The sequence below is a fragment of the Bradyrhizobium sp. PSBB068 genome (assembly GCA_016839165.1).
Classification (GTDB): domain Bacteria; phylum Pseudomonadota; class Alphaproteobacteria; order Rhizobiales; family Xanthobacteraceae; genus Bradyrhizobium.
In genome coordinates, this window is the sequence record CP069300.1 from 7,096,786 (window position 1) to 7,117,484 (window position 20,699).

A 20,699-nucleotide genomic window follows, 5' to 3' on the forward strand; every position below is an offset into this window, starting at 1 on the left:
TCAGGGCGGCAAAGAAGCCCTGCGGCTTCGCCGCCCACGGCGAAGTCCATTGGTGCACTGCAATCACTCGGCGGCGGCCCGGCGCTGGGCCGCGAGATCGCGATCCAGCACGACGCGGCAGCCACTGGTCAGCTGGGAGCGGTTCTTGACCATGCACGCCGTGATCTTCGGGATGTTCGGGATCTCGGAGCTGCACAGGCTGAAGGCGTCACCGGTGCACATCTGCTGCGCCTCGGCGCTGAATGCGAAGCTCGCGCTCGAGGTCAGCGACGAGACGCTCGCCGCAACCGCCAGCACGACGGCGGTCCTGCGAACGCCACGTCCAAGTGCTCCGCCCCGAAGAACCCGGCCTTTGAAAATGGTGGTCATGATCGGCTCCCATCGGCGCCACCGATCGCGGCGCCCGTTGTCTGATGTCCGATCCTGCTTGAGCGCGCACCCGATGACTGTGACGACCATCACGCATCGGTAAAGCACGCTTTTTCTTGCGGTCCTGGCGCCTTGTTGGGATCGCGTTAAGACCTTGTTGGCATTAATCGCTCGTTACGGCTGTGGCGTATCCTTAAGTCCGAGAGAGTGTGTAGCGATGCGTAGTGCGTTGGGCCTGATGCTGGCCAGTGTTGTAGCGGCGATCGTGATCGCCGGCGTGTGGTTCTGGACCTCCTCCCCGCGTGCCGACGCGGCGCCTCCGCAGACAACGGCAGCAAGCCAGGCCGATCCGCTGCCCACAGCGGCCAAGCAGGCCGCCAGAGACGATGTCGACACGACCGCCGCGCTCTCGAAGCGCGCCGACGCCACCCAGGCGGCGGCCCCGGCCGCTGCCCCTGCACCGGCGCCCGCTCCGGTCGTGGCGATGCCAAAATGCGCCAATCCCGATGGGCTCGGCATCAGCCGCACCGTCGTGGTCGACACCACAGGCGGCCCGGGCTTCGGCTTCCTGCAGTACAAGCAATATGACTTCCTGACCGACCATGAGGTGGTGCTGACCTTCGACGACGGTCCGTGGCCGACCACGCCCGCCGTGCTCAAGGCGCTGGCGGACGAGTGCACCAAGGCGGTGTTCTTCCCGATCGGCCTGCACACCACCTATCACCCCGATATCCTCCGCCAGGTCGCCGCCGCCGGCCACACCATCGGCGCCCACACCTGGTCGCACGCGCATCTGGCGAGCAAGAAGATCACCGAGCAGCAGGCCAAGGACGAGATCGAGAAGGGTTTTAGCGCGGTGAAGCTGGCACTCGGCGCCAATCCGGCTCCGTTCTTCCGCTTCCCGGCACTGGCGCACACGCCGGCGACCACCGCCTATCTCGGCACCCGCAACATCGCGATGTTCTCGGTCGACGTCGACTCCAACGACTTCAAGTCCAAGAGCTCCGACGAAGTGATCAACAACGTGATGACCAAGCTCGACAAGGAGCACAAGGGCATCATCCTGATGCACGATCTGCAGAAGCACACCGCACAGGCGCTGCCGACGCTGCTGCGCAAGCTGAAGGCCGGCGGCTACAAGGTGGTCTGGATGAAGGCCAAGACCCAGATCGAGACGCTGCCGGAATACGACGCGATGATGGCGAAGACCGAGAAGCCGGTCGCATCGGGCCGGCCGATCGGCAACGTCGTGCAGACGGTGGCCGAGTAACCCCGCGAATACGCCGAACACACTCAACCCAAGGGCGCTCCTGGATCCGATCCGGGGGCGCTTTCGTTCGTGGTGTCGGCGTCGACTACCGGCAGATCACCACGGGCAATGGTGGCGAAATTCCTGCTTCAGATGTACGCAGCCAAAATATCGAAACAACCCCATGCAAAGGAGCTGGCGGGTGCCGGCGCTCGACAAGGCAGCTTGACCCGTCGGGCTGCTCGGGCCCAAGATGCATGGCACCGTGATGAAGATAGGACGCACGGTCTATCGCTCCTCCGTGATCGAACCAATCCTCGCCGCCTTGATGCCGTTCCAGGCCGCCGTCGGCATGCGGCTGGCTTGGCGCTGGAGCGCGGCCGGCGGATGCGTGTTTCAGATCGGCTCCGGCGTGTACCTCCCGGCGTTCATCGTAACCCATCTGAATTCCGCACTCGTCTCCGCGCGGGCCGTGAACCACATAGATACCAATTGGGCGCGTGCGTCGGGGGCACCGACCGGCCTGATCCACGACGCCTGGAGCATCCGCCTGGTGTCGCACTACGCGCTCGGCGTCTTCTTCGTCCTTGCCCATCTCACCTCGGGATTGCGCGGCGTCCTGATCGCGCACGGCGCGGCCACCGCGATCGCCAACCGGATCTGGGCAACCGGCCTCGCCGCGGTCGGACTGGTCGCGGTCGCGAGTGGACTGTGCGGCGCGCGGATCTAGGTGGAAGATGTTCTGGGGTGCCGCAAGAAGGGAACGAAACCCCTCCTCCAAACCCAGCATTTTCCGCCTAAACGCGCTGATCCGCGAGTTTCGTGCCGGGGATCGTGTACCATTGAAAGCGAAAATTGAACTGCCGAGATTAATCCGAAATCTGACCCTGGGTGCTCATCACGCAGCCTTACATGTAGGGCTCGAGCTCGTTGAGTTCGATGCTGCACCTCTTGAGCCGCATGAGATCGCGAAGACGAAGCTTGGTCACCCCACTCTTCCAAAGGCCCTCGATATATTCGTCATCGCTCTCTACGAGTCCGCACCCACGTGCTTCGTAGCATCGGACGATCAGGTTGCGAACGCTGATGCCAGCAATGTCACCGTACAGGGTAACGCCGTCGCGAATTTCGAACAGCTTTTCTGCCTGTCGGGAGGTGAGGCGAAAGTCGCGCAACGCGAGACGCGCCTCAGCGTGCTTCTCGCTAAATTTGAGGTCTTTGCGCTCCTTTGGACTGAGCGCGATAACCTTTTCCGCCTGCTCGACAGTGTCGAGCAGAAATGTCAACTCCCACTCACTGAAGAGATTTTCAGCCACCTTCCTCATCGCGAGAAGGCTGAGGGCAAGGTTACGGACCTTGACCGGATCGCTGCTGACAGCGAGCATTTCGCGAGCAGAGGCCATCGGAGACACCTGTTAACAACATGTGCATGGCTGATGCAGAACTCGACGCGCGAAATCCTCCCTAAGTGATTTGCTGACTTTCAGCAAGGATCAGCGCCCGTAATCACCAGAAACTGCGGGGCGGCGGGAGCAGGCACGGAGCTTGCGCCTACGGTGAGTTCCGTTACGCTTTCAACCTGAGCGGGAGGACCGTGGCGTGCGAGAGCTTGGAAGGGTCAGTGTTGCTGGGTGGCCGACGAGGCCGCCTTCGTCGCATTGAGGAGTGGCGCAGGACGCGTTTCCAGCGACTGCTAAGAGGTTCGGATCGTGAAAGAGCCATCAGAGCAGCGCGCCACTGTCTCGACGTTAGTGCACGTCGCATAGCTGGCGAGGGAGGTCTGATCAGCTAGAACACAAAGGCCCACTACCGGTGTCTAACGGACTTCTTACCTTAATAGCTCTGATACGCCCATTATCCGAGGCAGACATGCCACGTAAGCTTTTCAATATCATCGTAGGCTTCCGAAACTATCTCCGCCGAGAGCCGTCCGAAGCCCATTTTGATAGGGGCGGCATGGCCATTCCGGAGTACCAGCTTCGTCAACGAGAAGTACTGATCCAACGATCGCAAATCGAATTGCATGGACAACGCCAAGTTGCACCGACCCAAGACCCTGCGCCGGACATCGATGCAAGAGAAGCATTTTTTCTGATTTTCGAGGAAAGCGAGTGGCGGGAGAGTCAATTAAAAACAACCATTGATACCTCGAACCTCGTTTACGACTGGCTTGCGCGTCGGCTCGACAACGAAATCCATAAAGCTCTGCGAAACTCGCTTCTCAGTTCTTGGGGCGAGGAATGCTTAGCAGGAACGGCCACTACCCCAGAAAAGCCTATCCCTCCGGACACGTGGGACAAAGTTGAGATCGTATTTGATCGTAGTCATCTTCCACGGACTGCGGCTCACTGGAAGGGTCCCACAAGCCGCGAGTTCGGCCCAATGGCGTGGGTCGGCGTCAGGTTCTCTAGGAACCAGATATTCGGACAATTTCCACTAGTTCAGCGGCCGATCAAGATCATTTTCGACCAAGCTAATCCCAATAGAAGGTTTTGGTCAATCGAACCGATGAGGGACGAAACCGGAAAGCAAATACCCGGAACGTTTTGGGAGTATCGAGCGCTGATAAGGAATATGTCCGCCAAGACTCAAAGGAACGTAAAGGTCATCGTCGAAGCAATCGGACCGATGCCTACTCGGCCGGAGCCGTCACAGTTCGACATCAACAAAAAGCATCTGATCGACTTAAATCCCGGAGAAGAGGCGCTTGTTTTGATACGGCGGTGGTACAACCCGCCTATCGTGGCGGGGATGGCGTGTGGCACAGACGTATATGGACCAATAAAAATGACCGCGAGTGCCGATGACGTTGTACCGACAATAAAGCTTTTTCATTTCGATCCTGAGCGGACACCAATGATCTTCGAGTAGCGCCGATCCAATGATGTAGGTCCTGACATCCTTAAGCACCGATCTTGTGAAACAAAACCTTGCTGACTTTGATAAACACAAGCATCGAAGGGATCGACAAGCAGATAAACCCCGCGAGAAAGAAAATTGCCGCGATCCATCGAGATATCGGGCGAGACCGGTCAAGCATCTCATAGAAGAGGTTCATTCGTATGCGAAGCAATTCGCGTCCGTTCCGCCGCAGTTCCTCTAGATCAGGGTTCGGCCTGCCAAAATAGTACGCGCCATATTCGCTACTGTCTTTGCGCGCGATATCGTCGCCGACCTCCAATTTCCTTTCGATGATCGCTATTTGCTTGTCGCTCACCGACGGTTCGTCGCCCGCGATGTACTCTTCGGGAGAGCCATACCGCTTCACTTCGCCGGGGCATCGTATTGCGAATACGGCTGAGGCAATCGCGATGAATACAAGGCCGACATAAACTGCAAGCAATCGCGTCAATGTATGGTCGGCAGCGTCGTCAAACACATCCTTCGACAGCGTAAGATGCGCAACGATGTCGTCATTCAGCAAGATCAAATAGCCGATCAGCGGAATGAGCACGGTTAGCTTTGCGGCTCGCGAATTGCCGACCGACCGGAGCAAGCTCCATGGCAGTATGACCTTCCCGCGCTTCAAGCCGCTCCTAATCTCGGCTTCGGTCTGAGTGCTGCTCATCGGTCAGGCTCGTGCTGCGGTCGCGTCCATGGTCGACGCGTTTACGGTATATCCAGTAATTGCGGCGCCCAACTTGACCAAGCTCGTGCGCCACCAGATCCACACTCCGCCGTGTAGCAGGATTGGGATCAGCACCTACACGGAGAAACAATTTCCGCCCGGAAGATCGCAAGAATTGAAGGGCTTAGTCTGAGAATGGTGCCGCAAGAGGGACTCGAACCCCCGACCCCGTCATTACGAATGACGTGCTCTACCAACTGAGCTATTGCGGCGAACCGTTCGGCAACGGCCTGAGCTTGCGCGCCACCTGATATCGGGCATGACCCCGATTGGCAAGAAGATGCGGTTATTAAACCGCACAGCCGTTACCTAACCCCGAATTAGCTTCCCAAACGTGACAGAAATCCGCGCCAACCGCCCGCCTGGGCCTTGGGAGGGCCGATTTGTTCCGCAAATTCGTCCACCGGGCCGTCCTCATCGACCCCGGGGTCGTCGGGAGCCCGGACGATCGGAATCACGGCCGGAATCGGCGCCGGCGCCGCCTTGGGCAGATCAGTCCGGGACCGGAACAGCGGGGCCGGGGCCGGGGGCGCCGCCTCAGTGGCCGGGGGTGGAACCGGCTCCGGCGCGGCGGGTTCAGGCGGCACCGGCTCGGCGTCGCTGGCCGCCGGCGCCGGGGCGTTGTCCTGCACGGACGGCGTGGCCGGCTCGACCGGCTTGGCCTCGACCGGCTCAACCGGCTTGGGTGACGGCGGCTCGATGGCCAGCTCCTTGGGCGGCTCGACCCGACGCGGCGCCAGCATCGCCTCTTCGAACGGCGAGGGCTCGATCGCATTGCCCTTGTCGGACGGCAGCGCCGCCACCGGCGTCTGCCACTGGAAGGCATCGAAGCGGCCGGTGACCGGCGACACCGGACGCCAGCGATCCGAGACATAGCCGTCGGCAGTCCACACCGGATCATGCAGCGCGCGCACCGCGCGCAGGGTCCAGGCCCGTGCCCGGCCGCTGTCGCCATGCTCGCTGCGCTCGATCTCGGCCATCAGCAGCGCGACGCGCTGGGTCGGCGCGGCTGTGAACGGCTCCAGCGCCGCACGCGCCTTGCCGAATTCGGCCGCATCTATCGCGGCGCGCGCGATCGCCAGCGCGCCCTCGATGTTGCCCGGCGTCTTGGCCGCCAGCGTCTCGACGCGCACCAGCCGCTGCCGCGCGGAATCGCCGAGCCGGACATGCGAATAGGCGTCGGCGAGATCGGGATGCGGCTGCTTGAGCCACGCGGTCTCGACGATGCGCATGGCGCGGCGCACCTGATGCGCCTCGCTCTCGAACTTCGCCGAGAGCACCGCGGCGGGGATCAGCGTCGGCGCCAGCTTGACGGCCTCCATCGCGCTCGAGCGCGACAGGTCGCGATCGACGGTCTCCAACTCCAGCGCGCGCGCCGTCAGCAGCACGCCGCGCTGCCGCCGATAGGTCGCCTTGTCGATCAATCCGGCCGTCTGGTTGTTGTCGATGATCGACAGCGCGCCGGCCCAGTCACCCTTGGCGCAGCAGAAGCCGAGCACCGCATGCGAGGCCCATGACGAGGACGGCGACATCTTCAGCGCCTCCTCGGCGATCATCACGGCCGCCACCGGATCGTCGGCGCGCTGTGCCTCGATGAACAGGCCGCGCAGGCCGAGCAGCCGCGTGTCGGCGCGCTCGGCCATGGCGCGGAAGGCGCGCTGCGCGCCGTCGCGATCGCCGTCGAGCTGCGCCGATTGCGCGTGCAGCAACAGCGCCAGCGGATCACCTCCGGCGTGGCGCCGCGCCACCTCGGCATGGGCACGCGCCGCCGACGAATCGCCATGCCCGATCGCGAGCAGGCCTTGCGTGATGGCGTGACGGCCGCGGGCGTGGCGCCGCTCGCGCTGGCCGCGTCGGATGCGGCCCGGGATCTTCCACAGTCCGCGCAGGATCATGCCGGCGACCATTGCGACGACGATGACGAGGCCGAGCAGGTACATCGGCTGCCTGGACGTCAGACGCAACCCGCCCCAATTCAGCACGAGATCGCCGGGCTGATCGGCCAACCAGGCGGCACCCGCTGCAGCGAGCGCGATCAGCAGCAGGAACAGAATGATCCGGATCATCAAGAACCTATTGCAAGAAGCTATTGATTGACCGTGGCGAGCGCCGCCATGGCGTTGTCGGCAAATTTACGCGACGCGTCGAGCGCGGCACGGCGTGCGTCCACCCTGGCGAGCCAGGCTTGCGCCGCGGTGCGATCGGCCGGCGGCAACGACTTCAATTCGCGTTCGGTCAATGCGAGATCATTATGCACGGCGGCCGATGTCACGCGCGCGACGATGCTGCCGCGGTCGGTGCCGGTGCCGTCGGTCCGCTCGATGCGGATCAGCTTGGAGGCGCCGGCCTGCAGACGATCGACCAGCCCGGCGCTGGCGGCCGCGGCCTCCGGCGGCGGCGGAGCAAGCTGCGGCACGATCTCGATCAGCTCGCGGCACAGCGCGTTCGGATTCGGCACGCCTGACGCAGCGAAGACTTCGAGCGGCTTCAGCATATCGGGATTGTCGGCGATGGCCTTCGCGGCCTCGAGCGCCGAGCCGTAGGGATCGCCGTGACGCACCGCGACGTCGAGCAGCGAGGCCGCAACCACGCGGCGCAGCGGCACATCATCCGCCTTCGCCTCGGCCTTGGTGTCGGCGATCTTGCCGTCCTGTTTGGCGATCGCGGCGCCCTGCGCCTTCACCGCACCCTCGACCCTGTCGATCCGCGCCGTGAGGCCGGAGATGTCGGGCGCCGCCGCGCCATCGCGCGGCGCGGCCTTCGCGTCATTCACCGCAGCGGCGAGCTTGTCGGATTGCGCCCGCGTCGCGGCGAGCTCGGTACGCAGCACGGCGATCGACTTGTCGAGCGCCTCGAGCCTTGCGGTTGCCGCGGGATCGGCGACCGCAGCGGCTGGCCGGCTCGCCTTTGCTTCGAGCGCGGCCAGGCGCGCACCGAGTTCGTCAACCGTTGCGGCGCTGGGCTGCGGCGCGGACGCCGGCGGCACCGAGGGCCAGCCGAGCAGCCAGCCGACCCCGATCACCAGCGCGGCGGCGACCGCGCCCGACACCGGCGCCACCACCCAGGGCGACACCGGCCGCGGCCGCTCGGCCTCCGGTGCCGCGGAGGCGGCCTCGAGTTGCGGCTCTGTGTGAGGCGCAGGATCGGGATGAGGCTCCGCCCCGGGCGCAGCCGCCTCGCCGGCATGGCCAGCGGTTTCCTCGCCAGTTTCCTTGCCAATTTCCTTGGCGGCTTCCTCGGTCGCCTCGGTCCTTGACGGCTCGCTGGAGATTTCGGTCGCCTGAAGATCAATGGTCGGCGGTGCGCGCTTGGGCCGGGAATCCGGCGAAGGTCCTGGGTCGTCGGGCCTTTCTTCAGCCATCGCGAGGGTCCTCAAAACTACTGGCCGCACATTCTAGAGCATGATCCGATCCGATTGAATCGGATCATGCCGTCATCGAGTTGTTTGGTGGCGTTACCTTAACGCGAACCGCTCCGTCAGGATCGGCCATGGTCTTAGAGCACGATCCGAAACCCGGAGCATTGCCTAACATCATGGTCCGACGAAAGAATTATTCGAGTGACGGCCGCATTGTGCGGTCGAGCGCCTCCAGCAGGGCGTTTTCGTCCGGCCGCGCCGCCACCACCACCTTGGTCGCACCGGCGTCATGGAGCACCGCGGCGACCGCGGCCGAGATGCAGCACTGCGGCAAAGCGAGCGCCGAAATCTCCAGGCCGTCGGCCCGGATCGTGTCCAGGAAGGCCTGCGCGCTGCGCCGGGAATAATGCAGCACCGCTGTGATCCGGTTCGCCATGAAGGCGTCGCTGACCTCCCTTGGAAAGCCGGCCACCGGCGCCATCCGGTAGGTGGTATGGGTGACGACGCTTAACCCGCGCTCGCCCAGTTCACCGGCGAGATCGCGCGACAGGTCGGCGCCGGCGAGATAGAGCAGCGTGGCGGATGCCGGCAGCTCGCCGGCCTTGACCCGCGCGAGCACGAGATCACGCAGGCTCACCGCGTCGCCCTTGGCCACGATCACCTTGTCGAAGCCGGCGGCACGTGCGGCGTCCGCGGTGTGCGTCCCCACCGCGAACAGCGGCAGCGGCATCAGCCGGCTCGCACCGAGATCGACCGCGCGCAGCGCATTGGCGCTGGTCAGGATGACCGCGTCATATTCGGCATCGTCGTCATCATGGAACGGCAACGGCTCGAAGCGCAGCACCGGCGCCGCGAGGGCATCAAAGCCGCGCTGGCGCAGCGTCGCAAGCGTCGCGGCACTATCCGGATGCGGTCGTGTGACAAGGATGGTCAGGGTCAGGCCTCCCGCCTTGCGAATTGGCCCCTGCAGATTGGACCTTGTTGGTCCTTGGCGACCGATTGCACTTTGCGACCTCGCAATGCTACCCCGGAGAGGACATTTGATGGGCATGATCTGGCCGGAAACCGGTTCCGGCCGGTCCGGATCATGCTGGTAGCACAAGGGCCGAAATTGGGACACGAACCGCCGATGCTGGTGTTGGGAATCGAGACCACCTGCGATGAAACCGCAGCCGCCGTGGTCGAGCGCCAGGCTGACGGACAGGCCAAGATCCTCTCCAACGTCGTGCGTTCGCAGACCGACGAGCACGCCCGCTTCGGCGGCGTGGTGCCGGAGATCGCGGCGCGCGCCCATGTCGACCTGCTCGACGGTATCATCGCCTCCGCCATGAAGGAGGCCGGCGTCGGCTACGGCCAATTGTCCGCGGTGGCAGCGGCCGCCGGCCCCGGCCTGATCGGCGGCGTGATCGTCGGTCTCACCACCGCGAAGGCGATCGCGATGGTGCACGACACGCCGCTGATCGCGGTGAACCATCTCGAGGCGCACGCGCTGACGCCGCGGCTGACCTGCGCGCTGGCGTTTCCCTATTGCCTGTTCTTGGCCTCGGGCGGCCACACCCAGATCGTCGCCGTGGTCGGGGTCGGCGAATATGTCCGGCTCGGCACCACGGTCGACGATGCGATGGGCGAGGCGTTCGACAAGGTGGCGAAGATGCTGTCGCTGCCCTATCCCGGCGGACCGCAGGTCGAGCGCGCGGCGGCCGACGGCGACCCGACGCGGTTTGCCTTTCCGCGCCCGATGCTCGGCCGTCCGGATGCGAATTTCTCGCTGTCGGGACTGAAGACGGCGGTGCGCAACGAGGCGAGCCGGCTGGAGCCATTGGAGCCGCAGGACATCAGCGACCTCTGCGCGAGCTTCCAGGCCGCGGTGCTGGAAGCGACCGCGGACCGGCTGACCGTCGGCCTGCGGTTGTTCCAGGAACGGTTCGGCACGCCGCGCGCATTGGTCGCGGCCGGCGGCGTTGCCGCCAACCACGCCATCCGCAGCGCGTTGCAGGATGTCGCGGCGAAAGCGCAGACCACGCTGATCATCCCGCCGCCGGCGCTCTGCACCGACAATGGCGCGATGATCGCCTGGGCCGGCGCCGAGCGGATGGCGCTCGGACTCACCGACACGATGGAAGCGCCGCCGCGCGCGCGCTGGCTGCTCGATGCCAACGCCAAGGCGCCGGCCGGCCACGCCAACAGCCGCGCCGGATATTGAACCGAGGGGTCGGATGCCCGCGCATATGTCAGTCAGCGTGATCGGTGCCGGCGCCTGGGGCACGGCATTGGCCGAGGTCGCGGCGCGCGCCGGACGCAAGGTGACGCTGTATGCGCGCAATGCCGGGCATGCGGCGCGGATCGAGGCGACGCGGGTCAATCCGAAGCTGACTGGTGTCCAGCTTCAGCCCGGCATCGCGGTGACGTCGGATATCTCCGCCGCCGCACGCGCCGACATCATCCTCGCGGTCACCCCGGCGCAGCATCTGCGCGCGGCGGTCGGACACCTTGCGCCGTACCTCGAACCCGACACACCTGTCATCGCCTGCGCCAAGGGCATCGAGCACGGCACGCACAAGTTCATGACCGAGGTGGTTGCGGAGGCCGCACCGCGCGCGGTGCCCGCGATCCTGTCGGGACCGAGCTTTGCCGACGACGTCGCGCGCGGATTGCCTACCGCCGTGACGCTGGCTGCCAAGGATGAGGCGCTTGCACGTGCGCTGGTCCAGGCGCTCGGTTCGGCGACGTTCCGGCCCTACCACACGTCAGACGTGCGCGGCGTCGAGATCGGCGGCGCGGCCAAGAATGTGCTGGCGATCGCGGCCGGCATCGTCGTCGGCAAGGAGCTCGGCGCCTCTGCGCTCGCCGCACTGACCACGCGCGGCTTCAGCGAACTCGCCCGGTTGGGCCGCGCCTGCGGGGCGCGCACCGAGACGCTGTCCGGCCTGTCGGGGCTCGGCGATCTCTTGCTCAGCTGCTCGACCGCGCAATCGCGCAATTTCGCACTCGGCCTCGCGCTCGGGCGCGGCGAAGCAGCGCCGGTCGGCAAGCTTGCCGAAGGCGCGTTCACCGCTCCGGTGCTGTGCGAGCTCGCCGCTGCGCAGAAGGTCGATATGCCGGTGTCGAACGCGGTCGCCGCGATCCTGAGCGGCCGGCTGACGATCGATGCGGTGATCGAAGGATTGCTGACACGGCCTTTCAAGGCCGAGTAGCGCGCGTCACAGGTGCGCGAGGTGGAGCTTCACGATCCGCGCGCGCCGTACTAGCGTGGCGGCGAACCGTCGGATCCCGGTCTTAGCAGTCGAGCAACGGATCCCAAGGGAAAAACACATGCGTCAACCGCAACGCGCCATCGTTCCCATCTGCTTCGCATTCGCCCTCGCCGCCTCGTCCATCACTGCCCACGCCCAAACCGCCGCTTCCTACGACGAACTCGCCAAGAGTGAGGCGGCCGCCAATGCCGACAGCGGCAAGCGGGTCGCGCCGCTCAAGTCGATCGGTAACCCCACCGCTGACGTCTCTCCCGAGATGCAGGCCATGATCGGCACGGCCTATCCGCCGCATTTCAACGCCGACCCGAAGACATCAGCGGAATGGAAGGAGCTGATCGATCGCCGCGCCAAGCAAGCCATCGCGAATATCCCGGCGATGAAGGCGAAGCTCGGCGTCAAGGTCGAGGAGAAAACAATCGCCGGCGTGCACTGCTATGTCGTGACGCCGAACAAGATCGCGCTCGAGAACCGGCGGCGCCTGCTGATCCATGTGCACGGCGGCGGCTACGTGTTCGGCCCCGGCGAAGCCGCGCTGCCGGAAGCCATCATGATGGCGGGCTTCGGCGGCTACAAGGTCATCTCGGTCGACTACCGGATGCCGCCGGACTTCCCCTATCCGGCCGCGATGGACGACGCGATGGCGGTGTGGAAGGAGGTCCTGAAATCGCATGAGCGCCATCGGCTGGCGATCTTCGGCACCTCGACCGGCGGTGCGATGACGCTCGCGATGGTGTTGCGGGCGAAGGATGAGAAGCTGCCTCTGCCCGCCGCCATCGCGCCGGGCACGCCATGGTCCGATATCGACAAGATCGGCGACAGCTACGCCGGCAATGAGTGGGTCGACAATGTGCTGGTGACCTGGGACGGCTGGCTCGGCCGCGCGGCCAGGCTCTATGCCAACGGGACCAGCCTGAAGAATCCCTACATCTCGCCGATCTACGGTGACTTCAAGGGTTTCCCGCCGACCATCCTGACGTCGGGGACGCGCGATTTGTTCCTCAGCAACACGGTTCGCACCCACCGCAAATTGCGCCGCGCCGGCGTGATCGCCGACCTCAATGTCTATGAAGGGCAATCCCACGCGCAATACCAGATGAACATCGATGCGCCCGAGACCAAGGAAGCCTTCACCGATATCGCCAAATTCTTCGATCGATATCTGAAGCAGTGAGCGCTGCCATCGAGACCAGATGCCTGTGCTTGTCGCGGGCGTCCGGCTGCCTGTAGATTGCCGCTCAATCGGCGTTCAGGAACGGGGTGAGTCGCGATGAATTACTGGCTGGTGAAATCCGAGCCGTCGGTCTGGTCGTGGGACCAGCAGGTCGCCAAGGGCGCGAAGGGCGAGGCCTGGACTGGCGTGCGCAACTTCACGGCGCGGCAGAACCTGGTCAACATGAAGAAGGGCGACAAGGCGTTCTTCTATCATTCCAACGAGGGCAAGGAGATCGTCGGCATCGCCGAGATCGTCAAGGAAGCCTATCCCGATCCGACCGACAAGACCGGCAAGTTCGTCTGCGTCGACATCAAGGCCGACAAGCCGCTGAAGACGCCGGTGACGATGGCCGCGATCAAGGCCGACAAGAAGCTCGCCGACATGGCGCTGGTGAAATATTCGCGGCTCTCGGTACAGCCGGTGACCGCGGAGGAATGGAAATACGTCTGCAAGATGGGCGGACTGTAGCGTTCCAGCATACTCTGCTGTCGTCCCGGCGAAGGCCGGGACCCATAACCACAACTCTCTGTGTCGCGCAGAGGTGTGGCCCCAGCGTTCTACATACTGAACATTTGTGTTTATGGGTCCCGGCTCGCGCTTCGCTTGGCCGGGACGACGTCGAGTTGGATTCTGGGCTTACGCCCCCGCCGCCATCACCACCTGCGCCAGCAATTGCTCGCGCTTGCTCTGGGTGCGGTAGCCGCCCATGGTCGCGGCGAAGCGCTCGAGGATGCCGTCCTCGAACGCGGTGACGATGGTGTCGTGGACGTAGCTCTTGCGGCAGATCGCCGGCGTGTTGGAAAGCTGGTCGGCCGCGGCGCGGATCGCGTCCAGCACCTGGCGCTTGCGGCCGCGCTGGCTGGCGGCCGGCGTGATCCGCGACAGCGATTCCACGACGACGGCCGACGCCATCAAGGTGCGGAAATCCTTCAGCGAGATCTTGATGCCGGCGAGCTCGCGCAGGAACGCGTTGACAGCCGTGGTCGAGGCCGCGCGGACGACGCCGGAGCGGTCGTAATACTGGAACATGCGCTTGCCCGGAACGCCGCGCAGGATGCCGATCGCACGCACCAGCTTGGCCGCGTCGCATTCCTTGCGCACGGCCTTGCCGCCCTTGGCCTTGAAGGTCAGCACCAGGCTGTCGTCTTCCAGCGTGACGTTGGACTTCAGCAGCGTGGTGGCACCGCGGGTGCCATTGAGCCGGGCATAGGATTCGTTGCCGGGCCGGATCGCGGTGCGCGCGATCAGCTCGATCACCGCCGAAAGCGCGAACTCGCGCGTCGGCTCGTCGCCGGACAGGAACGCCGAGACCTTGCGCCGGATCTTCGGCAGCGCGGCCACCAGCTTGCCCAGGCGGTGCGCCTTGCGCTGCTCGCGGACCTTCTCCCAATCGGCATGATAGCGGTATTGCAACCGTCCGGCCGCATCGAGGCCGACCGCCTGCAGATGCGTGTTCGGATCGGTGGAGTAGCGCACCTGGCGATAGGCCGGCGGCATCGCCATCGCGTGCAGCCGGCGGATGGTGCGGGCGTCCCGGACGCGCGAGCCATTGGCGCGAACGAACGAATAGGTCTTGCCGCGCTTGATGCGGCGGATGGTCAGCTCGTTCTGGTCGCCGAGCCGCAGGCCGAGATCGCGCGCCAGATCCTCGACCGAGGTCTTGATGGCGGCGGGCGTCTCGAACTTGAGCTTTGCCCGAGGTGGCTGCAGCTTTGCCTGCGGCCGCAACTTTGCCTGCGGCTGCTTGGGCCACTGACCCAGCGCCTTCGCCAGGGCGACAGCGGGATCGGCGGACATGGGCCGCACAGCCGCGATGTTCTGCTGATCCATCATACTCTTCAGACGCCTTGTTCCGCTGTTCTCCCGGTAATGCCGTTGCTTCGGGCTTCGTTCCGGTGAGGCCGTCCGGCCTCGGAATGGCGATTTAGGGCGTGGAGACTGACATTGCGAGTCGCGAATCGGTTATCAATGGTTTCTAAATACCTTTCATGGGTGCCATTCGCCGGCTAACCTTGATTTCAGCCTGTCCGGGTTCGGTCAAAATAGCGGGAACAGCGTCCGGGAACCGGATTCCGATGGGCCGAACTCGGACGATCTGCCGCACCGGACAGGCCGGATCGTGCCGTCCCGGCGACGCCCTCGATCCTAGGCTGCGGGCAGCAACAAGTGCCTCGACGGGCGCCGTTAGGCCGCGCGAGACGCCGAAGGACCGATTGTTGACGCAGATCATCGCGCCGGCACACGACAGTTCGTTGAATGCCCAAAGCCGCCCGTCAAAATCGACGCCGTACGTCGTTCGAGTTTGTCGCGGTGGGTGGCGGGGAGGCGCAGAGCACAGCACTACTACGACCAAGAGACCGGTGACCTGATGCAGGCGATGGAGCATAGGTTTCCATCGTCAACGAGGCGCGGTAAGCGTCCTATCAGGTGCGGAAGCCGGCGGGATGTCCTGCGGTTTCTGCGCGACGAAAGTGACAGTCCTTTTTCCTTGCGAGGCCGGAACGCGGCAACGCATAATTGCAACAATGATCAAGACGGCTTGCCGTCGCGTGGTTCGCGATCGGCATGAGTGGAGGAAACCTATGTCCGAGAAGATCTATGACGTGTCGGCCGATTGGGCCAAGCGTGCTTACGTCGATGACGCAAAATATCGCGAGATGTACGCGCGCTCGGTCAAGGACCCGAACGGCTTCTGGGGCGAGCACGGCAAGCGGATCGACTGGATCAAGCCATTCACCAAGGTCGAGAACGTCTCCTTCGCGCCCGGCAACATCTCGATCAAATGGTTCGAGGATGGGGAGCTGAACGTCGCCTGGAACTGCATCGACCGCCATCTGGAGAAGCGCGGCGACCAGACCGCGATCATCTGGGAGGGCGACGATCCCTCCGAGTCCAAGCACATCACCTACCGCCAGCTGCATGACGAAGTCTGCAAGATGGCCAACATCCTGCGCACCCGGAACGTCGGCAAGGGCGACCGGGTCACGATCTATCTGCCGATGATTCCGGAAGCCGCCTACGCCATGCTGGCCTGCGCGCGGATCGGCGCGATCCACTCGGTGGTGTTCGGCGGCTTCTCGCCCGACAGCCTCGCCCAGCGCATCAAGGACTGCGATTCGAAGGTCGTCATCACCGCCGACGAGGGCCTGCGCGGCGGCAAGAAGGTGCCGCTGAAGGCCAATGTCGATGCCGCGATCGAAAAAGTCGGCGGCGTCGACTGGGTCGTGGTGGTGAAGCGCACCGGCGGCAAGGTCGACATGAATCCGACGCGTGACCTCTGGTATCACGAGGCCGCCGAGATGGTGACCAATGAATGCCCGTGCGAGCCGATGAAGGCGGAGGATCCGCTGTTCATCCTCTACACCTCGGGTTCGACCGGAACGCCGAAGGGCGTGCTGCACACTTCGGGCGGCTATCTCGTATTCGCGTCGATGACGCATCAATACGTGTTCGACTATCACGAGGGCGACGTCTACTGGTGCACCGCCGACGTCGGCTGGGTCACCGGCCACAGCTACATCCTCTACGGGCCGCTCGCCAACGGCGCGACCACGCTGATGTTCGAGGGCGTGCCGAACTACCCGGACAATTCGCGTTTCTGGAACGTGGTCGACAAGCACAAGGTCAACATCTTCTACACCGCGCCGACTGCGATCCGCGCGCTGATGCAGGGCGGCGACGAGCCGGTGAAGAAGACCTCGCGCAAGTCGCTGCGCCTGCTCGGCTCGGTCGGCGAGCCGATCAATCCGGAAGCCTGGGAGTGGTACCACCGCGTGGTCGGCGACGACCGCTGTCCGATCGTCGACACCTGGTGGCAGACCGAGACCGGCGGCATCCTGATCACGCCGCTGCCCGGCGCGACCAAGCTGAAGCCGGGCTCGGCGACGCGGCCGTTCTTCGGCGTGGTGCCCGAGATCGTCGACGCCGACGGCAAGACGCTGGAGGGCGAGACCTCTGGCAATCTCTGCCTGATCAAATCCTGGCCGGGCCAGATGCGCACAGTCTATGGCGATCATGCGCGCTTCGAGCAGACCTATTTCTCGACCTACAAGAACAAGTATTTCACCGGCGACGGCTGCCGGCGCGACGCCGACGGCTATTACTGGATCACCGGCCGCGTCGACGACGTCATCAACGTTTCGGGCCACCGCATGGGCACTGCCGAGGTCGAGAGCTCGCTGGTCGCACATGAGGCGGTGTCGGAAGCCGCTGTCGTCGGCTATCCGCACGACATCAAGGGCCAAGGCATCTACGCCTATGTCACGCTGATGAAGGGCACCGAGCCGACCGAGGCGCTGCGCAAGGAACTGGTCGCCTGGGTCCGCAAGGACATCGGCCCGATCGCCTCGCCGGATCTGATCCAGTTCGCGCCCGGCCTGCCGAAGACGCGCTCCGGCAAGATCATGCGCCGCATCCTGCGTAAGATCGCCGAGGATGAGCCGTCGAGCCTCGGCGACACCTCGACCCTCGCCGATCCCGCCGTGGTCGATGACCTCGTGCAGAACCGGCAGAACAAGAAGGGCGCGTAGGCGTAAAGGCCAGCCACGACAGTATCGGAAAGCCAAGAAGGGCCGCGCGCGATCACTGCCGCGGCCTTTCGCATTCTCCACGTCGCTCGAAAACGCGCTGGAATCGGCCATTTCACGGGATTGTCAGAGGCAAGGCGCCAGTGCGGCGCGTTTGTGGCCAAGTGTTGTTTTCAAGTCATTTACTTTGATCCCAACTTTTCCTTTTCTGCCCGCCATCTGGACGTGTCTCGCGGCCGGCGTGAAACCACCCGGTTAAGACACGCGGTTAACATTGCGTGCGCGAGACCGGCGGGCCCGGTTTTTTCAGGGCTCTGCATCTTGGTTTTTGGCTCCCCAGCGGGAGCTGTTGGGAAGTGGAGAGGTTGATGTCGATGAAGTTTGCGGTGGCGTTCGCTGCCACCCTTGGTGCCGTTGTCTTGATGTCGCAGACGGCCGAGGCACGGCCGGAAATGGTCGGGATCCACGCTGACAATTATGAGCCGGGCACCATCGTGGTGAAGACCAACGAACGGCGGCTCTATCTCATTCTCGATTCCGGCCACGCGATGCGTTACCCGGTCGGCGTCGGCAAGTCCGGCAAGCAGTGGGCCGGCACCACCCGGATCGACGGCAAGTATCGCAACCCGGCCTGGTCGCCGCCCGCCGAAGTCAAGCGCGACAAGCCGAGCATTCCGAACGTGATCGCCGGCGGTTCGCCGGCAAACCCGATGGGCGTCGCCGCGATGACGCTGGCCGGCGGCGAATACGCCATCCACGGCACCAACGTGCCGGGCTCGGTGGGCGGCTTCGTCTCCTACGGCTGCATCCGCATGCTGAACCCCGACATCACCGATCTCTATTCGCGCGTCTCGGTCGGCACGACCGTCGTCGTCACCCGCTGATTGCGCGAGCGTTTCACCGAAAAGCCGCGCCGATGCGCGGCTTTTTTTTGTTTAGCGCCCGAAGTATCCGCACCAGCCGAAGCGGTGCCCGCCGTTGTAGGCGCGCGCATGGCCGGCAGCGAGCAGCGCCGCCGAGACGTTGTCGGTCTTCTTCGTCGCGACATCGGCGACGACGCGTCCCTGATATTTGTCGGGACCAATATTGTAGATCGTGACATCGCCCTGGCCGAGCAGATCGCGCAGCGCCACCGTCGCCGCCTGCGCCATCTGCAGCTCGCGCGCACAAGACGCCTTCAGCTCCGGCGCATCGATGCCGCGCAGCCGGACCCGCGTATACAGATCGGGCCCCGGCGCGAGATGCACCCGCGCCTCGAACGTGTCGCCATCGATCGTCCTGACGACATCGACAGCATGGCGAACGTCAGGTGCGCCGGCCCGCTGCCGGATCACATCGGCATCGCGCGACCGGCTCAACGACCAGTGCGACGGCAAAGGCACCCATTCAGGCGCCCAGCGGCGGATCGGCAACATGCTGCCGGCGGCGATGCCGAGAACGAACACCCATGGCAGCGCCGTCGAGAAACGCCGCCCCAAAGGCGATCGGCTGAACGGCGGACGTCCCTGCGCACGAGAGGCGTTTGTTCTTTCGTACGGGGGCATGTTCGGCGGGATGACCTCGACAAAGCGCTGGACCTGGACGGCATCTTGAGAACCGGCCCGAAATCAACCCGGCCGTCGTTGCCGCGATAATTCGGCCAGCTTAGCCTACCGCATCAACATGCGATCCGTAATTTCGCGCTGCTCGGGACGATAGTTTCCGATTCCCCAACTCGTCTGCAGACCATAGGGCGGATCATCGGATGGACCGATCACCCACCAGCTGCCGCTGATGGGTTGTTGACCTACGTCGAAGCGGGGGCCGCCCTGATCGGCATATTCGCCGTTCATGTAGCGGATCAGCGTCCAGGCCCAATCTCGGCTGACGGGCGTCCTCATCGACGATCCCATCTCGCCGATCCATACCGGCGCGATATTGTCTCGCACCAGATATCCCCAGGTGCGGTTCATTCGATCGACGTAGTCCGATCCGGCTTCGGCCAGCCCCCATCGGGCAATGTCGGAAACCTCATCCGGGTATTCGTGAACCGAGTACACAAGCTTGTTCGGAATCGGCAATCTCACGGGATTGGCGCCCGCCGCAGTCAAATTGCCCGCCGGTGCGGCGTATCTCGGATCCATGCCCGATGCCGGCGGCGGCGGTGCGTAGAATTCAGGCCCCTCGCAAATGATCAGGACACCGTTGTTGATCGACTGTATCGCCGAGCCGACGCTCTCACACATGGCCTTGATATCGGTTGGCCCACCGTCTCCCCACGTGATGTGCCCCCGGTCGCCGTTCGGCTCGTTGTGCAGATCGAAGCCGATGACCGTCGCGTTTCCTGCGAATGTCCGCGCCATCTGAAGCCAATTCCGCTTGAACGTTTCCGCGGTCACCTTGCCGGTGATGACCCCGTCGGTCCCATCCGATCCCGGCCCGAGGTCGTACCAAAGACCGTTCTTCTGCTGCCCTGCCGTCCCTTGGTTGCTGTGATGGTCGAAAATCACTTTCAGGCCGATCTGTCCGGCGTAAGCGACGACCTTTTTGAACAGCTGCAGGGTCGTCACAAATCTGTAGCGCCCGGCCGGGTCAGGAGACTGACTTGCGACCAGATCATGGTTCAACGTCGCGTTGACCCAGCCGAGCTCGTCCTTGTAGCCGTCGAGGGGTGCATTCAGGCCCGCGTCGGTCCAGGGGATGCGGACGGTGTTGAATCCGGCCGCGGCGATGGAGTCCAGGACGGTCTTGTAGCTGACGCGCCACAGGCCGGAGAGTGTTGCACCAGGGCGGCCGTCGGTGCCGTTCCAACCGATCGAGGCGATGCGCACGTTGCGGCCGGCGTTGTCAACGATCTGACTCCCCGCTGTGCTCAAAAAGCCGGCGGGCAGGCGTCGCCCTGCCTGCGCCGCGCCCCGGCTGTCGGCCGCCCGCATGATGATGGCTGGCGGATCCATGTGATGGTCCAGCGCAAGTCCGGCCATGTCTCACCTCAGCTCACACACTGCGTTCGCACATCCTCCCTGCGGAACAGCGTTGAAACAGCGATCATGAGGATGGCGAAGACAAAGCAGCAGATTTGCCATCGGGATGACCACACGCGGCTCGAGCCGCTTGAACGCC

General features: G+C 64.3%; 18 protein-coding genes and 1 tRNA gene. 9 read left to right on the forward strand and 10 right to left on the reverse strand.

The window, feature by feature from the left end; genetic code table 11:
• Nucleotides 1-63: 63 nt before the first annotated feature.
• Nucleotides 64-369 carry a hypothetical protein gene (locus JQ507_32920; GenBank protein ID QRI69599.1) on the reverse strand — a complete coding sequence of 102 codons (306 nt, stop codon included), beginning with the start codon at nucleotides 367-369 and terminating at the stop codon, nucleotides 64-66.
• Between the two features lie 217 nt (nucleotides 370-586).
• Between JQ507_32920 and JQ507_32925 the strand changes: the two genes are divergently transcribed.
• Together JQ507_32925 and JQ507_32930 are read left to right on the forward strand one after the other, a co-directional pair.
• The gene (locus tag JQ507_32925; protein QRI69600.1) at nucleotides 587-1,639 is read left to right on the forward strand and encodes a polysaccharide deacetylase family protein; all 1,053 of its coding nucleotides are present in this window, start codon (nucleotides 587-589) and stop codon (nucleotides 1,637-1,639) included.
• Between the two features lie 247 nt (nucleotides 1,640-1,886).
• Nucleotides 1,887-2,348, forward strand: coding sequence for a hypothetical protein (locus JQ507_32930; protein ID QRI69601.1), 462 nt, complete (start codon nucleotides 1,887-1,889; stop codon nucleotides 2,346-2,348).
• A gap of 178 nt (nucleotides 2,349-2,526) precedes the next feature.
• On the opposite strand, the gene JQ507_32935 is transcribed toward JQ507_32930, so the two are convergent.
• The gene (locus JQ507_32935; protein QRI69602.1) at nucleotides 2,527-3,021 is read right to left on the reverse strand and encodes a hypothetical protein; all 495 of its coding nucleotides are present in this window, start codon (nucleotides 3,019-3,021) and stop codon (nucleotides 2,527-2,529) included.
• Nucleotides 3,022-3,487: 466 nt separating this feature from the next.
• Between JQ507_32935 and JQ507_32940 the strand changes: the two genes are divergently transcribed.
• A complete protein-coding gene (locus JQ507_32940; GenBank protein ID QRI69603.1) occupies nucleotides 3,488-4,489 on the forward strand; it encodes a hypothetical protein in 1,002 nt (333 codons plus the stop codon).
• Nucleotides 4,490-4,520: 31 nt separating this feature from the next.
• Here the strand turns inward: JQ507_32940 and JQ507_32945 are convergent, their stop codons facing one another.
• From JQ507_32945 to JQ507_32965, 5 genes are all read right to left on the reverse strand, one after another.
• Nucleotides 4,521-5,186, reverse strand: a complete 666-nt coding sequence (locus tag JQ507_32945; GenBank protein ID QRI69604.1) for a hypothetical protein — start codon at nucleotides 5,184-5,186, stop codon at nucleotides 4,521-4,523.
• 196 nt (nucleotides 5,187-5,382) lie between these two features.
• Nucleotides 5,383-5,458, reverse strand: a tRNA-Thr gene (locus JQ507_32950).
• Nucleotides 5,459-5,566: 108 nt separating this feature from the next.
• Nucleotides 5,567-7,312: a hypothetical protein gene (locus JQ507_32955; protein QRI69605.1), complete on the reverse strand. Its 1,746-nt coding sequence runs from the start codon at nucleotides 7,310-7,312 to the stop codon at nucleotides 5,567-5,569.
• Nucleotides 7,313-7,332: 20 nt separating this feature from the next.
• A complete protein-coding gene (locus JQ507_32960) occupies nucleotides 7,333-8,607 on the reverse strand; it encodes a hypothetical protein (GenBank protein QRI69606.1) in 1,275 nt (424 codons plus the stop codon).
• A 190-nt stretch (nucleotides 8,608-8,797) separates the two neighbouring features.
• The gene (locus JQ507_32965) at nucleotides 8,798-9,538 is read right to left on the reverse strand and encodes a uroporphyrinogen-III synthase (protein ID QRI73616.1); all 741 of its coding nucleotides are present in this window, start codon (nucleotides 9,536-9,538) and stop codon (nucleotides 8,798-8,800) included.
• 195 nt (nucleotides 9,539-9,733) lie between these two features.
• On the opposite strand from JQ507_32965, the gene tsaD reads away from it, so the two are divergent.
• From tsaD to JQ507_32985, 4 genes are all read left to right on the forward strand, one after another.
• Complete coding sequence (gene tsaD / locus JQ507_32970; protein QRI69607.1) at nucleotides 9,734-10,807, forward strand: tRNA (adenosine(37)-N6)-threonylcarbamoyltransferase complex transferase subunit TsaD; 1,074 nt, start codon at nucleotides 9,734-9,736, stop codon at nucleotides 10,805-10,807.
• Nucleotides 10,808-10,820: 13 nt separating this feature from the next.
• Entirely contained in the window at nucleotides 10,821-11,798 is a 978-nt protein-coding gene (locus JQ507_32975; protein ID QRI69608.1) for an NAD(P)-dependent glycerol-3-phosphate dehydrogenase, read from the forward strand.
• Nucleotides 11,799-11,916: 118 nt separating this feature from the next.
• A complete protein-coding gene (locus JQ507_32980; protein ID QRI69609.1) occupies nucleotides 11,917-13,029 on the forward strand; it encodes an alpha/beta hydrolase in 1,113 nt (370 codons plus the stop codon).
• A gap of 96 nt (nucleotides 13,030-13,125) precedes the next feature.
• The gene (locus tag JQ507_32985; protein ID QRI69610.1) at nucleotides 13,126-13,539 is read left to right on the forward strand and encodes an EVE domain-containing protein; all 414 of its coding nucleotides are present in this window, start codon (nucleotides 13,126-13,128) and stop codon (nucleotides 13,537-13,539) included.
• A gap of 168 nt (nucleotides 13,540-13,707) precedes the next feature.
• On the opposite strand, the gene JQ507_32990 is transcribed toward JQ507_32985, so the two are convergent.
• A complete protein-coding gene (locus JQ507_32990; protein QRI69611.1) occupies nucleotides 13,708-14,904 on the reverse strand; it encodes a DNA topoisomerase IB in 1,197 nt (398 codons plus the stop codon).
• A gap of 749 nt (nucleotides 14,905-15,653) precedes the next feature.
• Here JQ507_32990 and acs point away from each other — a divergent pair.
• Together acs and JQ507_33000 are read left to right on the forward strand one after the other, a co-directional pair.
• Nucleotides 15,654-17,600, forward strand: coding sequence for an acetate--CoA ligase (acs, locus tag JQ507_32995; protein ID QRI69612.1), 1,947 nt, complete (start codon nucleotides 15,654-15,656; stop codon nucleotides 17,598-17,600).
• 365 nt (nucleotides 17,601-17,965) lie between these two features.
• Nucleotides 17,966-18,481, forward strand: a complete 516-nt coding sequence (locus JQ507_33000; protein ID QRI69613.1) for a L,D-transpeptidase — start codon at nucleotides 17,966-17,968, stop codon at nucleotides 18,479-18,481.
• Between the two features lie 51 nt (nucleotides 18,482-18,532).
• On the opposite strand, the gene JQ507_33005 is transcribed toward JQ507_33000, so the two are convergent.
• Both JQ507_33005 and JQ507_33010 read right to left on the reverse strand, forming a co-directional pair.
• Nucleotides 18,533-19,141 (reverse strand): thermonuclease family protein, encoded by a 609-nt coding sequence (locus tag JQ507_33005; protein ID QRI69614.1) that lies wholly within the window; start codon nucleotides 19,139-19,141, stop codon nucleotides 18,533-18,535.
• Between the two features lie 105 nt (nucleotides 19,142-19,246).
• Nucleotides 19,247-20,560 (reverse strand): cellulase family glycosylhydrolase, encoded by a 1,314-nt coding sequence (locus JQ507_33010; protein QRI69615.1) that lies wholly within the window; start codon nucleotides 20,558-20,560, stop codon nucleotides 19,247-19,249.
• Between the last annotated feature and the right edge of the window lie 139 nt (nucleotides 20,561-20,699).